Source organism: Anabaenopsis sp. NIES-4685, assembly GCF_059725405.1.
This window is the reverse complement of sequence record NZ_AP043602.1, coordinates 51,276-67,376: the sequence shown is the minus strand read 5'-3', so window position 1 is coordinate 67,376 and position 16,101 is coordinate 51,276. Positions and strand designations below refer to the sequence as shown.

Here is a 16,101-nt window from a genome sequence, read left to right as displayed (position 1 = left end):
TCGTGGTCATTATAGCTAAATGAGACGTTGTTAAAAGTGACTGAAAGTGCGCGGTGAGGAAGTTGTTGTTCTCCACCTACACTAATTTTTGATTTTACTTGAAGTAAATTTTGAATCCGGTAAATACTGGCTTCTGCTTGTTGCAGGTTTTCAAATTGGTTGCGGATTTGTTCAATGGGTTCGCTGAGTAAGTTGGTGTAATAATATAGTATATATACTGTACCAATTGTGATAATGTTTTTACTCCAAAGGTAAGCACCGACGCTTAAGGCGATCGCTGTCCCTAATGTGAAAATCCCGTTAGTTGTACCCCAAAGAATGGTACTGGCAAAGCGGGCTTTATGAAATACTGGTAACCACAGTTGTAAAATTTTGTGGAAGCGGTCATGACATAATTTTTCGCTCCATTGGCGCGGATGTCTTCCATACCGGCGAGTTGTTCACCGACAAAACCAAAGAAATCAGCACTGATTTGGCGATAATTCGCCCAATGGGGAACAGCTATAGAACGCAGACGAATTAAAGTAAATAATGCTGTGAGGCTAAAAAATGCGATCGCCAAACCAGCTCGCCAATCTTCGGCAAAGAGGACTACAATTACACCGGACATGAGTAGTAAATTGCCTAAGATGTAAACAGTAAATTTAGAAAAGAATTGTGACAGGGTGTGAACATCACCATCTACCTTTTCTAGTAATTCACCGGGTGTAGAGTATTTATGAAAGGATAAATCCAATTGCAAACAATGCTCAACTAAATCAGCGCGTAAGGCGTTGGTAGCTCCCCAAGCGACGTTTTCGCCGTAATAGGTAGCTGCAATGCTAATTAGTTGGGTGATTAAAGCTACAGTTATAAATAGTAAAGCGGCTAAGAGCAAATTTTGTCCTGAACCTCCAGTTACGGCTGTATCAATGAAATATCGCAGAATTTGGGGGTTAACTAATTGTAGTCCTATGCTGGACAAAAGAGCGATCGCAAACTTAGCAACTCGCCATTTTTGTGGTTGGAGATAATCTACAAGTAAATTACAGTATTGTCGGAGTCCAATTTTCATAAAATTTTACCTATCAGCAAACCAGATTTTGGAGACTGATTTCAGAGTAATGTAGATTACATGAACAAAGGTTTTAAGCTTAACTATTGATTCCCATTGGTAAAATCATCACAGAATCAATAAATCGGTAAAAGTTCGCATTCATAATTTTTCAAGATGTTTCCCCTATTAAATATCTGAATATATCATCTAAAACTTGATTTGCTCCAATAATTCCCGATGCAGCAATCCATACATCATTTCGTACTGGATAAATCCGGTTTTCCTGTACTGCTGGTAAGTCCGACCACAAAGGATGATTGATAAATTGTTGCAGCTTTGATTCATTGTGTCCTCCTAGGATCAGAAAAATAGCATCACCAGCCATTTGGGGAATTAATTCTAATGAAACATTTTCTTGAGTTTTATCTTTGTCTTGATACACAGGACGAGAAAAACCTATTTCCTTAATAATTGAACCACTAAATGAGCGATTCATATAAATACGAGCAGAATTTGCCCAAAAATTCACTAGAGATACTTGAGTTTTAGTAAGATTATCACCCAGGGTTACCCGTAAATCTTTGATTCTTTGGTCATACTCTTGCAGCAAATTTTCTGCATGTTCTGTTTCACCAACTGCTTCCGCAAATTTTCTTAACCACTGTTTCCAATCAGTATCACCTTCTGCTAAAACTGTTGGTGCAATTTGGGATAAATTTTCATATAAATCAGCATCCCAATTTAACCCTAAAATTAAATCGGGTTTTAAATATAAAATCTTTTCTAAATTTGGTTGACCGTTAGTACCAATTTTCTCAATTCCGTCGGTTAAATGATCTAGATATTTGAGAAAATTGTTGTCGCCCAAGGTTGTCGCGGCTATCGGTTTGATTCCTAAAGCTAAAATGTTATCTAACCCACCTAGCACAATTACTCGTTGCGGGTGTAAAGGTACTTTGGTTTCACCCATAGCATGACTGACTACCCTCACCGGGGTGACATCCACCGAGTTAAGGTTTAAATTTTGTGTGCTATTCAGTCCACAACCTATGATAATGAAAGTTGTGGCAATACCTAAGATGAATTTTAATTTATAAACAGAAAATAATTTCATCAGTATAATTAATTTTGGATTGTTGAAATTGATATAAAGGGTGAGCAAAAAACCACCCTAAAAAAATAATTTATGCTGATTATTTACCAAACAATTTGATAGCCTACACTGAGAGTTATACCTTTTCCGGCATAATTGGCACTATCGAAAAATGGGGCAAAGTATTGTGAATAAACTGGGAAATATTGGTTATTGAATAAGTTTTGAATACCAAGTTTTAGTTCACCTTGAGCTAGTTTGATACTGCTGATATAGTCAACTGTGATAAAGCTGTTAATTTTGGCATCCTCTACCTCATCTTGAAAAGCGCGATCGCGATCGCCTGAGTACAATAATTGCAGTCGGTTGCGCCAACTGGGGAGGGTTTGGTTTTCTATGTAGGCTGTGAGTTTTAATGGTGGAACAGTAATACTGTTGAGTGCAAGGAAATTACCATCATTATTCTCATCATTTACACCTTCTATCCAAGTAGCTGTACCTCCCAAACTCCAACCTGGAGATGGTTGGACATCCATAGCTGCTTCTATCCCGTAAATTTTTTGAGGAGCGCGAATAGTTTCCAGGAACTCACTATTAGGATTAAAACTAAAAGCTGAACCTAACTCAGAATAGTTGTAGAAACCAGAAAGTGACACCTGGAGATTATCCCAATTACTACGAATACCAATTTCATAGTTATCTACTTTCTGTGGTTCTGTTAGTTGCAAAGAGTTTAAAACATTCACCACACCTCCAGGAGGTCGGCGGAAAACACGACCTAAATCTGGAACTGAGAACCCCTGAGCAAAGTTACTAAAAACACTAACTGACGGCGTAAGTTTGTAGACAATACCACCATTAAACACTGTGGAATCAAAACTGCGATCGCCTCCTTGAATTTGCCGACGGGGATTTTCTGCTGTGATATAATCGTCTAAATTCACACCAATATTCACATAGCGCAAGCCACCACTTAACAGCAAATTATCAGTAACATCCCATTGCAACTGACCAAATATACCCAGTTCTCTAAAATCATACTCTGGGACAAAAACACGCTCGTCAATCTTGCGAAAAACTCGACCCCCGGAAGCATCAAATTCATCAGGGTCGAAAATATTAAATCTTTGAGAACTGCGTTCTTTTTGATAATCAACCCCCCAAAGTAAACTCACTGTGCTTTGAGAATTAAAAGGTGTGTCCACCTGCAATCTTCCACCCAACTGTTCTATATCGCCTTCTGATTTGGTGATTGCTCTCAACCTACCATCACGGTTATCATCGGGAATTCCTCCACCAAAACCATAATTACGATAGTAAGCTTGAGCCTGAACCTTACTAGCTAAAATACTATCATTACTGTAATTTAAACTTAGTAAAGTATTGTTGATAAAGGCCCCATCACTAGCGCCAATTACAGTAGTCCCCTCCGGTATTCTCAGAGCGCGAGATTTTTGAATTCCGGGAATTTCATCAATAGCTTCATCAGAAATAAAGTTAGTATTTTGCCACTGGTCGAAATGATTAAAACTAAATTGCAGACGTTGATCGGGCGTTAATTCTACTCCTACCTTAGCCAAAGCATTGATTTTGGTGCTATCTTCATCACCTGCAAAATTAGCAATGCGATCGCCTTCAGCATCAAAAAACCCCCCAGTGGTCACCAGAGAAAACCCGACAGTATAGTCAAATTTGCCCTCTGTCCCAGATATTTGATGCGACAAATCATAGCCAAAACTATCTGCGGAATTAGTCAAAGAAGTATCTAAACCAATATTGGTTGTAGAAGTTAATCTTTGACCGCTTGGCCTCTTAGTAATAATATTGACTACACCACCAGTAGCTTGACCACCATAGATTGCATTCGGACCGCGAACAACTTCAATGCGTTCAATCGCACTGGGGTCAATGGTTGTCAGTTGAGCCGGAATTGATTGCAAATTAGCATTTTGGGGAACACCGTCAATTAAGACCGAAATATTACGACCGCGTAAACTTTGCCCAAATGTATTACTCCGATTAGTAGGGGAACCAAAGCCAGGAACTGTTTTTCCCAAAATATCAGCTAAATTTGTGCTCAACTGGGCTTGCTGTTCAATTTCTTCCCGTGTAATCACAGTTACAGAACGTGCGACATTCTGCACATCTTCTTCCGTGCGTGTTGCTGTCACCACCAATTCTATAGATTCTTGAGTTTCATCTGAACGCTGTTCTGGCTCTTGTTCTGCAGAAGTTCCAACTGGTGTGAGGGCAAAAATTAACCCTTCAACAGTGTCAAATAATTCGACATTTGGCAATCCTGTTGCACCCGTGACTGTTAACCGAATAGTGTTAACATCTAGACTAGTAACTGTTATCTGTGTAATACCCTCAACTGGTTTTAAGGATGTAAAGCCATCACCACTAGGTAAACGCAATTGACTATTAGGAATATCTATAATCAAGTCATTCTTATTATTGCTACTATTTGTGATTTGCAGTTCTTCGGCTTGATTTGTCTTTAAAATTACCTCTATACCTTTTTCCGTGGGATTTACTTCTACTCTATTGATAATAATTACAGATTGGCCTGTTGAAGTTTGTGATACTAATTCTTTCACCTTATTTGTAGGTAGTTCCACCTCACTTACAGACGGAATTGCCCATACAGGTTTAACGGTAAGTACTACACTGGTTAAACAAACTACTGTAAATAATTGCAGCCTTGTTGACATATACTCTCACACCAATTAAGAATCTATTTTAAGGAGAGTACAATAATTCCTTTGTAATTTAAAATACCTGTTCAGCTGCAAGACGGATTTTTTTGCCCGTAGACGGATTTTTTTGACAATTGGATTTTTAAACAGGGGCGCGAAGGTTTACGCAAAGGTTCGCAGAGGTTGAAGGAGGGGTGCAAGAAGGGCGCAGGAAGGGCGCAGGGTTAATGCTGGTTGCTGGTTTTTCCAGGCGATAGTATTTTGGGTTAACTCCAAATCGTTTACGAAATGCAGCTGCAAAGCTACCTTGGTTTGCATAACCAACAGTACGTGCTATTTCTTTGATACTCATTCTTTTTTCTATGAGCAGTTGACTTGATAATTCCATTCGCTGTTCATGTAAATAACCAAATACTGTTGTGCCAAATACTTGATGAAAACCAATTTTCAGTTTGTAATCGTTTAATCCTACTTGTCTTGCTAATTGAATTAATGTGGGAGGATGATTAATATCTCTGATGAGGATTATTTTAGCTGCATGAATTCTTTCAATGTCATCCTTTTTAAGTAGGACTTTTTTAGCTGGCTTTTCATTGTTCTGTGCCAATTGTTCCAATTTCAGTGCAATTAATTCTAAACATTTACTTTCTAAGTAAATACATTTAATTATTCCCTGGAAAGGACAGTTGATAATCTGCTCTAATGGCAGATACATCTCTGGAGTGATTATATTGCTGTCAAAAAAATCTTCTTTACTATTATTTTCGAGGAAGTCTGTTAAAATATTGGGTACCTTTTGGCGATGATCAATAATAAAATTTTTCAGCAAATCTGGACTTTTTAAGTGAATATCTACTTTTAGTCGCCGCTTGTTACCAAAAATTACAAAACTTTCTCTTCCATCCATTTGATCTTGATTACTCCAGTCTAAAAAACTTTGCCCACATTCGTTTTGGGAGTATGAGCCTGACAAATTAAATCCAAATTCTATTTTATCGTATTCACTCGGTTGAATATCTTCAGATTCAATATACAAATCATCATCAAATTGTTCATCAATAATTAGCAGACGTATTCCTCGTAATTGAATCTGACGATGGTATCCTTTACCCAAGTTTTCCGGGCAGTAATTGATAAAATCTCCAGTATGAGATTCATCTGGATATTGAGTGTTTTGGTTAATCTGTTGCCAAGTTATGTTATAGTCGGTTTGCGAAATTATGTTGGCCATACTTTTCTCTGAGAGGTAAAATGCTTAAGTCTACAAATATCAATTGATGATGAAGTTCCAACCTCAAATTTATTGGCGAATTTCTGATTTTTAATTGTTTAAGAACACCGTATCCTACTAATGGGGATACACATTGGCGTACCAGTTACTGGGTCTGTAATAATCTGGGAATCTAGCGCGAATACTTGTTGAACAGTAGTTTTACTCATCACTTCTTCGGGTGTACCATGAGTATAAACTCTACCGTGCTTCACCGCTACTAAATAATCTGCATAACGACAAGCTTGGTTTAAATCATGCAGTACCATAACCAAAGTTCTTTGCTGATTTTGGTTTAATTCCCATAGCAAATCTAAAACTTCAATTTGGTGTGCTAAGTCTAAGAAAGTTGTGGGTTCATCTAATAGTAAAATATCCGTATTCTGAGCTAGTGCCATAGCAATCCAAGCACGCTGTCGCTGTCCACCAGAGAGGGTATCTAACTCCCGTTCAGCCAGTTCTTTCATTCTCGTTGTTTCTAATGCTATTTCTACAAAATGTTCATCTTCTTTTGTCCATTGTTGCATCAAATTTTGATAGGGAAAGCGTCCGAAAGCTACTAAGTCTCTGACGGTTAAACCTTCGGGAGCTAGGGGAGATTGAACCAAAATCCCTAATTTTTTAGCAACATCTTTTGTTGATAACTTAAACAAATCTGCTGTATCTAAATAAACTGTGCCTTTCTGCGGTTTCAGTAACCTTGCTAACCCCCGCAGTAGTGTAGATTTACCGCAACCATTAGCACCCACTAATGCGGTAATTTTTCCTTTGGGTATAGTCAGATCTAAATTTTTTATAATGGTTACCCCATCATAACCTAGAGTTAAATTATTAGCTGATAGGGGATGAATTATCTGAGTTGGTAATATCATTTTTTCCGGCTCATTAATAAATAAATAAAGTAAGGAGCACCAATTACAGCAGTGACAACGCCACAGGGAAGTTCTACGGGTGCAAATATAATTCTCCCCAATAAATCAGCGATAACTACAATCATGGCTCCCCAGGCGGCAGATACAGGAATTAAACCTTCATGATTACTACCTACTAACTGTCGGGCGATGTGGGGAGCAATTAATCCCACAAAACTAATGGTTCCAGCAGTGGCTACCGCTGCGCCAGAAAGTGCAGCACTAATTAATATTAAAAAACTGCGTTGCCACTCTACTCTACTACCTAAACCTTTTGCTATTTCATCCCCTAAAGCTAAAGCATTTAATTGTGGTGCACTACATAAAGCTAAAGGAATAAATATTATCAACCAAGGTAATATAGCTAATACCTGTTCCCAACTGCGTCCATAAACACTACCAGCTAGCCAAACTAAAGCTTGACTCACATTGTAAATTTCTCCAAATGTCAGCAATAGGCTAGTCAAAGCACCAGTGACAGCAGAAATTCCCACGCCAATTAAAATTAGGCGAATGGGATGAGTACCCCTATCCCAAGCCAGTAGATAAATCACCACAGAAGCAGCTAAAGCACCGCTAAAGGCAGCTAAAGGCAAAATTCCGGCCGGTAAGTTGGGAAACAGCACAATTAAAGACACAGCCGCTAAACCAGCACCACTATTAATCCCAATAATACCTGGGTCTGCTAAAGCATTTCTGGTGATGCCTTGGATAATTGTCCCAGATATTCCTAAGGCTGTCCCCACAAGTCCAGCCGTTAAAGTTCTTGGTAGTCTTAGGGTGTTAATCACAAAACCATATTCAGGATTTCCCGTGTTTATCCCCAAAATTGTTTGAATTACAACTAGAGGTGGTGTGGGATATTCGCCAATGGAGGTGCTAATTACCATCGTTACCAAAGTGATGATTATCAGGATGAGTAAAACAATGGGAACACGTTTTTTCAGGCGCAAAGAAATAGGAAATATTTTGGAACGAAAAATTAAGCTATTATTGCTCATTTTTTAATTTGATTTTTCGCTAAATAAATGAAGAATGGCGCACCCACTAAAGCTGTCATAATTCCCACGGGTAGTTCTTGTGGTTGAATTACCAATCTGGCAAAAATATCTGAACTTAAAAGTAGGATTGAACCAAACAAAGCGCTATATGGTAGAATCCATCGGTAATCTACCCCAATTAACAAGCGCACTATATGGGGAACGATTAAACCAATAAATCCAATACCACCTGTAACTGCTACTGCACTACCTTGGAGCAGAAAAACACTAACGCCAGCAGCAATTTTTATCCATAAGGTTTGTTGACCTAATCCTTGGGCGATATCTTCTCCTAGGCTGAGAACTGTGATTTGTTTTCCTAGGAGGAACGCCAAGATTAAGCCCATACAAATGTAAGTCAACACTTGAGTAATGATATTGGCATCAGCACCTGCTAGGGAACCGGCTAACCAAAAGCGAATTTCTTCTAATGTGCGTTGGCTGACAATTAAGATGGTAGTAATCAGTGCGGCAAGTAAGTTGCTCATAGCTGCACCAGCCATGGTGAGATTGAGAGGAGTGATACCACTGCGCCCAAAAGAAGCTAAAAAATAAACACTGATAGCCGTAATTCCCGCACCAGCAAAGGCATACCAAACATAAGCAGTCGGTGCAGAACTACCAAAAATAAAGATAGCAATTACAACAGCGAAGGATGCGCCGGCATTAATTCCTAAGATGCCCGGGTCGGCTAATGGGTTACGTGTTATACCTTGCATTAGGGCACCAGATACGGCAATTGCAGCACCTACCATCACGGCTAGGAGCGATCGCGGTAGTCTGACTGTACGTATAATTAAATGGTTTTGAGAACCATCAAAGTCTGTCAATGCTCTATAAACTGTAGTCCAAGGTATATCTGCAGCACCGAGAGTGACGCTGAAAATTAGGCATATTAGGAGAATCACTACTGCTAAAACTAAACCCCCAAGGGGCAAAGTTAGGGAGTGTAAAAATCCTCTGTTTGGTGAGGAAGTTGATTTACTCATTACCTATCTGATATTTATTCTCAACTGAGTTTAAAGTAGTTGAGAATAGATTGCAAGTATATATAAAATTAAGTAACATAAGTTTTGCTCCCGAATAATCAGTTATAGGTGAAGTTTCCGTGTACACAAATGTCCTTCTCTATGCTTCAATGTTTTTAGATTTGAACACACCTAAAAATGAAATTCAGCGAAATTGTTGATAGAATGGGTGAGTTGGCTACAGATAACAGCCTCAGCATTGCTCCCGTTCAAAATCCAGAAATTACAGGTGTAGCTGCTGTGGATGAAGCTAAACTTGGTCATCTGAGTTATATAGAAGGGGCAAGATTCGCTGCTCTTGTCAGCCAGACCCACGCTAGCGCTTTAATCTTACCCCGGGATAAAACACTACAGTCCCAAGCAGAAGAGCGGGGTATCGCCTGGATAGCTACGCCAGAACCCCGCCTGTTGTTTGCCCAAGCGATCGCACTTTTTTATCAACCATACCGTCCCCAGCCAGAAGTTCACCCCACTGCGGTGATTCATCCCACAGCCAAAGTGGGTAATGATGTTTATATTGGTCCCCATGCGGTGATTGAGCAGGATGTGGAAATTGGTCATGGTGCGATTATTCATCCCAATGTGGTAATTTATCCCGATGCCAAAATCGGCGATCGCACCATCTTACACGCTAACTGTACCATCCATGAACGTACCCGCATCGGTGCTGATTGCGTAATTCACAGTGGGGCTGTGATTGGTGCGGAAGGCTTTGGTTTTGTACCTACCCCCACTGGTTGGTTAAAAATGGAACAGTCAGGTTATACTGTCTTGGAAGATGGGGTAGAAGTTGGCTGTAATAGTGCCATTGATCGCCCGGCTGTGGGAGAAACACGGATAGGAAGCCGGACAGTAATTGATAATTTAGTACAAATAGGACACGGTTGCACTATTGGGTCAAATTGTGCTATTGCCGGGCAATCTGGACTAGCCGGAGGGGTGAAAGTGGGGAATCGGGTGATCTTAGCCGGACAGTCAGGAGTGTCGAATCAAGTAAAAATTGGTGATGGGGCGATGGCATCTGCTAAATCCGGCATTCATCATGATGTGGCACCGGGGGAAATAGTTTCCGGGATGCCAGCAGTTCCCCACAAACTGTATCTGAAAGTATCTGCCATATACAATCGCTTACCAGAAATGTATCAATCCTTCAAGCAATTACAACGGCAGATGGGAAAAAAGTAACTAACTAATCCCCAATTTTTCTAACACTGGCTTTGTAGAAACGATATGACGATCTAAACCTAGTTCCTTGGGGCTAACCCCTAAAGCCAAAGCAATCAACTGAGGTAAGTGCAGGACGGGTAAACCTAATCGTTTGTTAATGACCTTTTCCACCTCTGGCTGACGGGAATCTAAATTCAGATGACACAAAGGACAAGGAGTGACTATACAATCAGCCCCATTTTCTAGGGCTTCTTGAATGTGCATCCCCGCCATCTTAAAAGACTCGGTGGTGGCGTAGCTAGCAAGAGGCCAGCCACAGCATTGGGTACGACCACGGTAATAAATGGGTGTTGCGCCTACGGCCCGAAATAAATTTTCCATACCTTCGGGGCGGAAGGGGTCATCATAGGGCATATGTTTTTGGGCACGCAGGAGATAACAGCCATAAAAAGCAGCACAGTTTAATCCGGTTAACTTATGAGTGACTCGTTGACTAATTGCCTCTAAACCATAATCTGTAATGAGGGCATAGAGAATATGTTTAACTTCAGTACTACCGCGATAAGGTAAACAGCCTTGTTTATTTAGTAGGCCATTGACTTGTTGTAGGTAACTAGGGTTGTCTGTTTGGCATTGCTTGAGGTTTTCGTTCACATGACCGATAACCCCCTGACAAGTGCTGCAATGGGTAAGTAAGGGTAGATTTAACTCCTCAGCTAAAGCTATATTGCGGGCGTTGACAGTATCTTCGAGTAATTGGGAATCTTCTTTAAATGTGCCGGAACCGCAGCAAGCGGCTTTTTTGAGTGAAATCAGTTCAATACCCAATGCTTGGGTTAAAGCTTGAGTGGATAAGTGAAGCTCTCCGCAAGCGCCTTGGGCTACACAGCCGGGGTAATAAGCGTATTTGAGGGGGGAAGATAGCATATAAATATGTTTGGATGTTTGGATAAGGGCAGTTATCCCTGATAATAACCTTTAGAAAAGTAGGGATTTAGTGGCTTTGGGGTAAATGGTTTTTTTGAGTATTTGAGATGTTATCTTAGGTACAGAACCTAAGTGTGTCCTTGGGGATGGGAGTTTTCTAGAGGAAAAACCCTTGGTAGTATACGGGTGATCCCTCTTTCCGATAAGATGTATATGCTCAAAACCACATTGCCCATAAAGAGCTAGTCCTCATCTGACTATTTTATAGACAAAACTATACTTATGTTGACAAGCATTGACATAAGTGAGTTAAGAAAATCGCCCACTTGATATATAATCCTACGATATCAAGTATTGAATTAAGACTATTGCCAACGCGAAAACCAAGCAATGATAGCGGTAGTCTTTCTTGTAAATCTTAACTTGAGAAATATCGCGTCTGGCTAAGGCGTGCAAGTCTACTGAGGGATAACCGCTCCCATGCTCCCGTTGAAGTAGAAAGTAAAGTCTAGCTTTGTCTAGGTTTTATATAGCAGCGCATAATAGCAACCGGTCAAGGAATTTTATTGTATGAGTGAAACAGACATTTTTGAAAAGGTCAAGAAAATTGTTGTAGACCAACTAAGTGTTGAAGAGGACAAAGTTAAACCAGCAGCTAGTTTTGCTGATGATCTGGGGGCTGATTCCCTAGATACGGTAGAATTGGTGATGGCATTGGAAGAAGAATTTGATATCGAAATCCCCGATGAAGCCGCTGAGAAAATTACTACCATTCAACAGGCAGTAGATTACATTAAGGGAAAATCTGCTGCATCGGCTTAAATAGCCATTGGGAATTGGGTACTGGGTATTTAGTACTGGTAATAATTAGATATGGAGCAAAATCTTCTCAATTAACTATTATCGGGTTTATGACCATAGCTGCTTCCCAGTACCGAGTCCCTATTTTTGCAGCTTTCTCGCCAATTTTAACTGAGAAATGACAGATTATAAACGTAACCGTGTTGTTGTAACTGGTGTTGGCGCGATTACACCTATTGGTAATACACCAGATGAATATTGGGAAGGATTGTTAAGCGGACGTAATGGCATTGACAAAATCACATTTTTTGATGCGTCTAGCCATGATTGTCGCATTGCTGGTGAAGTGAAAAACTTCGATCCCCTTGCTTATATGGATCGCAAAGAAGCCAAGCGGATGGATCGGTTTTCCCAATTTGGGGTATCCGCTGCTAAACAAGCTGTATCTGATGCCAAGTTGGTGATTAATGAACTCAATTCCCAGCAGGTGGGAGTGATAATTGGCTCCGGCGTTGGTGGGTTGAAGGTGATGGAAGACCAGCAAACAATCTACCTCAACCGTGGACCTGATCGCTGTAGTCCCTTCATGATTCCCATGATGATCGCCAATATGGCGGCGGGATTAACGGCGATTCACACCGGTGCTCAAGGTCGCTAATTCCTGCTCTGTGACCGCCTGCGCTGCGGGTTCTAATGCCATTGGTGATGCTTTTCGCCTCATTCAAAATGGTTATGCTCAGGCGATGATTTGCGGGGGATGTGAGTCGGCAATTACCCCTTTAGGTGTGGCTGGATTTGCCGCGGCTAGGGCCCTTTCAACTCGCAATCATGACCCGGCTCATGCTTGTCGTCCTTTCGATCGCGATCGCGATGGCTTTGTTATGGGTGAAGGTTCGGGTATTCTGATTCTAGAATCACTAGAACACGCCTTGAGTCGTGGCGCTCGCATTTATGCGGAAATGGTGGGCTATGGGATGACCTGTGACGCTTACCACATGACCGCCCCAGTACCTGGGGGAGAAGGTGCGGCTAGGGCTATGCAATTGGCTCTCAAAGATGGTGGACTCACCCCGGAAATGGTTAGCTATATTAATGCTCATGGCACCAGCACCCCGGCTAATGATTCTACAGAAACCGCGGCTATGAAAACGGCTTTGGGCGAGCATATCTATAAAGTCCCTGTTAGCTCTACCAAGTCGATGACCGGTCATCTTTTGGGCGGTTCGGGAGGTATTGAAGCAGTAGCGACTGTGTTAGCGATCGCTAATGATCAAATTCCCCCTACTATAAATTTAGAAAACCCCGACCCAGAGTGTGACTTAGATTATGTCCCTAATCACAGCCGCGCTCAAAAGGTTGATGTGGCACTATCTAACTCTTTTGGCTTCGGTGGTCATAATGTCACACTGGCCTTTAAGAAATATGTCTAAAATTCTCCAGGTTGCCGTTTTTGGCCTCTCCTGAGTTGATTTTCTGCGAAAGTATCACAAACATCCTTCATTGCTCAATCAATGGTTCAGCATGACCTAATGATGGCGGTGATTTATCAGTAGAATCTCAGGAGATCCCGTTTGTCGATCAACCATAGGGAATGGGATGATAAACATACTTACTGTGGGACAATTTGAATGAATGCTCAGTTAACAGGCTGAACTCATAACACTGATCACCTATAACTGTTAATTGTTCAAATTCACCACAGGGAGAAAAGAACTTCCAAGAATGCTAACCCGTCGTTAAATATCAGAAATTATGGCTGTTGCAACCCAATCCCTCGAAGAACTTTGTATTAACTCTATTCGCTTTTTGGCGGTTGATGCCGTAGAAAAAGCTAAATCGGGACATCCAGGATTACCCATGGGGGCGGCTCCTATGGCTTTTGTCCTCTGGGATCGCTTTATGCGATTTAACCCCAAAAATCCTAAGTGGTTCAACCGCGATCGCTTTATCTTGTCTGCTGGTCATGGCTCAATGTTGCAATATGCCCTGCTTTACCTGACAGGCTATGATAGTGTCAGTATTGAGGATATTAAGCAATTTCGTCAATGGGGGTCTGTGACCCAGGCCACCCAGAAAATTTTGAAACCCCTGGGGTAGAAGTCACCACCGGTCCCCTGGGTCAAGGAATTGCTAATGGTGTGGGTTTGGCGATCGCCGAAGCTCATTTGGCTGCTAAATTCAATAAACCTGATGCCAAAATTGTTGACCACTATACCTATGTAATTTTAGGTGATGGTTGCAACATGGAGGGTGTATCTGGTGAGGCGGCTTCCTTTGCGGGTCACTTGGGCTTAGGCAAACTGATTGCATTGTATGACGACAACCACATCTCTATCGATGGTTCTACTGATGTAGCCTTCACAGAAGATGTATCAAAACGCTTTGAATCCTACGGTTGGCACGTCCTACACGTTGAAAATGGAAATACAGATTTAGAGGCTATTGCCCAAGCAATTGCAGCCGCCAAAGCCGTCACCGACAAGCCCACCATGATTAAGGTAACCACCACCATCGGTTATGGTTCCCCCAACAAGGCTAATACTGCTGGTATTCACGGTGCCGCTTTGGGTGGAGATGAGGTAGCATTAACCCGCAAGAATTTGGGCTGGGAACACGAACCTTTTGTAATTCCTGAAGATGTTCTTGATCACACACGCAAAGCTGTAGAACGTGGCGCAGGTTACGAAGCTGAGTGGACTAAGACATTTGCTGATTACAAGGCTAAATACCCCCAAGAAGCCGCAGAGTTTGAACGTTACCTCAATGGTACACTGCCCGCCGGTTGGGAGCAAGTATTGCCTACCTACACCCCCGAAGATAAAGGACTACCTACACGTAAACACTCGGAAACTTGCCTCAATAAATTGTCAGCGGTTTTACCTGAGTTAATTGGTGGTTCTGCGGATTTGACCCACTCCAACTTAACTGAACTCAAGGGTAAAGGCGACTTCCAAAAAGGAGCATACCAAAACCCCAACATTCACTTTGGTGTTCGGGAACACGCTATGGGAGCAATTTGTAATGGTATAGCTCTTCATGGTTCGGGATTAATTCCCTACGGTGCTACCTTCTTGATTTTCACAGATTATATGCGGGCGGCTATCCGTTTATCTGCTCTGTCTAAAGCTGGAGCAATTTGGGTGATGACCCACGACTCCATTGGACAAGGTGAAGATGGCCCCACACACCAACCTATAGAAACTCTGGCTTCCCTGCGTGCTATTCCTAACCTGACTGTATTTCGTCCCGCAGATGGTAACGAATGCTCTGGCGCGTACAAGGTGGCGATTGAAAGAGCCAAGCAGAATGATCCGACTCTGCTAGCTTTCACCCGTCAGAATGTTCCTAACTTGGCAGGTACTTCAGTTGAGAATGTGGCTAAGGGAGGATATACAGTAGTAGACTGTGAAGGTACACCAGATATTATCTTGATCGGTACTGGTTCTGAATTGAGTCTGTGTGTAACCGCATCTGAGAAACTCACCGCAGAAGGTAAAAAAGTCCGCGTTGTTTCTATGCCTTCTACCGATTTGTTTGATGAGCAAGAAGCAGCTTATAAAGAGTCTGTTCTACCTAAAGCTGTAACTAAGCGGTTGTCTGTAGAAGCTGCTGCTAGTTTCGGTTGGCATAAATACGTCGGTAGTGAAGGTGATACCGTGAGTATTGACCGCTTTGGCGCTTCTGCTCCAGGTGGTGTTTGTATGGAGAAGTTTGGCTTTAGCGTTGATAACGTATTGGCTAAGGCTAAGGCTTTATTGGGTTAAGCAATATTATTTCAGCTTTTTTGGGGTAGGCTCAAGGGTCTACCCTTTTTTTAAACTCCAACTCCAAAACCCAGTGATAAGTATCCATCACCCATCTCATATTCAAGCGATCGCTAGTGGGGTATCTTTGGAGGGGTGTAAGATCCCCGACTTCTCACATAATTGGCATAGTCTAGTATAATTTGTCCAGAAGTCGGGGATCTGTGTGACTAGAAGATCATGTATTTGATGATCTTGACAAGATGCGATAGCGAAGCGCTGCTGCAAGCAGATCGCTAGTGGGGTATCTTTGGAGGGGTGTAAGATCCCCGACTTCTTAGATCATTAAAGATTGTCTGGGATGATTTAGTTTCAGAAGTCGGGGA

General features: G+C 41.6%; 10 protein-coding genes and 2 pseudogenes. 4 read left to right on the top strand and 8 right to left on the bottom strand.

Annotation, left to right across the window (positions count from 1 at the left end):
• Positions 1 to 283: 283 nt before the first annotated feature.
• From AC6IZ0_RS00300 to AC6IZ0_RS00270, 7 genes are all read right to left on the bottom strand, one after another.
• Positions 284 to 1,054: an ABC transporter transmembrane domain-containing protein gene (locus AC6IZ0_RS00300; RefSeq protein ID WP_497724636.1), complete on the bottom strand. Its 771-nt coding sequence runs from the start codon at positions 1,052 to 1,054 to the stop codon at positions 284 to 286.
• A gap of 151 nt (positions 1,055 to 1,205) precedes the next feature.
• Positions 1,206 to 2,150, bottom strand: coding sequence for an ABC transporter substrate-binding protein (locus AC6IZ0_RS00295; RefSeq protein WP_497724635.1), 945 nt, complete (start codon positions 2,148 to 2,150; stop codon positions 1,206 to 1,208).
• A gap of 83 nt (positions 2,151 to 2,233) precedes the next feature.
• Entirely contained in the window at positions 2,234 to 4,843 is a 2,610-nt protein-coding gene (locus tag AC6IZ0_RS00290; protein WP_497724634.1) for a TonB-dependent receptor domain-containing protein, read from the bottom strand.
• Positions 4,844 to 4,970: 127 nt separating this feature from the next.
• Positions 4,971 to 6,059: a helix-turn-helix transcriptional regulator gene (locus AC6IZ0_RS00285; protein WP_497724633.1), complete on the bottom strand. Its 1,089-nt coding sequence runs from the start codon at positions 6,057 to 6,059 to the stop codon at positions 4,971 to 4,973.
• A 98-nt stretch (positions 6,060 to 6,157) separates the two neighbouring features.
• The gene (locus tag AC6IZ0_RS00280) at positions 6,158 to 6,970 is read right to left on the bottom strand and encodes an ABC transporter ATP-binding protein (protein WP_497724631.1); all 813 of its coding nucleotides are present in this window, start codon (positions 6,968 to 6,970) and stop codon (positions 6,158 to 6,160) included.
• A complete protein-coding gene (locus tag AC6IZ0_RS00275) occupies positions 6,967 to 8,010 on the bottom strand; it encodes a FecCD family ABC transporter permease (protein WP_497724630.1) in 1,044 nt (347 codons plus the stop codon). The genes AC6IZ0_RS00280 and AC6IZ0_RS00275 overlap by 4 nt, the downstream gene beginning before the upstream one ends.
• Positions 8,007 to 9,038 carry a FecCD family ABC transporter permease gene (locus AC6IZ0_RS00270; RefSeq protein ID WP_497724629.1) on the bottom strand — a complete coding sequence of 344 codons (1,032 nt, stop codon included), beginning with the start codon at positions 9,036 to 9,038 and terminating at the stop codon, positions 8,007 to 8,009. The genes AC6IZ0_RS00275 and AC6IZ0_RS00270 overlap by 4 nt, the downstream gene beginning before the upstream one ends.
• Positions 9,039 to 9,215: 177 nt before the next feature.
• Here AC6IZ0_RS00270 and lpxD point away from each other — a divergent pair, with 177 nt between their 5' ends.
• Positions 9,216 to 10,262: a UDP-3-O-(3-hydroxymyristoyl)glucosamine N-acyltransferase gene (lpxD, locus tag AC6IZ0_RS00265; protein WP_497724628.1), complete on the top strand. Its 1,047-nt coding sequence runs from the start codon at positions 9,216 to 9,218 to the stop codon at positions 10,260 to 10,262.
• Here the strand turns inward: lpxD and AC6IZ0_RS00260 are convergent, their stop codons facing one another.
• Complete coding sequence (locus tag AC6IZ0_RS00260) at positions 10,263 to 11,171, bottom strand: CoB--CoM heterodisulfide reductase iron-sulfur subunit B family protein (RefSeq protein ID WP_497724626.1); 909 nt, start codon at positions 11,169 to 11,171, stop codon at positions 10,263 to 10,265.
• A gap of 570 nt (positions 11,172 to 11,741) precedes the next feature.
• Between AC6IZ0_RS00260 and acpP the strand changes: the two genes are divergently transcribed.
• The 3 genes and pseudogenes from acpP (at position 11,742) to tkt (ending at position 15,736) form a co-directional block, all read left to right on the top strand.
• Entirely contained in the window at positions 11,742 to 11,993 is a 252-nt protein-coding gene (gene acpP / locus AC6IZ0_RS00255) for an acyl carrier protein (RefSeq protein ID WP_497724624.1), read from the top strand.
• Between the two features lie 157 nt (positions 11,994 to 12,150).
• Positions 12,151 to 13,402, top strand: a pseudogene (gene fabF / locus AC6IZ0_RS00250) (beta-ketoacyl-ACP synthase II).
• Positions 13,403 to 13,724: 322 nt separating this feature from the next.
• Positions 13,725 to 15,736 (top strand): annotated as a pseudogene (gene tkt, locus AC6IZ0_RS00245) (transketolase).
• Positions 15,737 to 16,101: the final 365 nt, after the last annotated feature.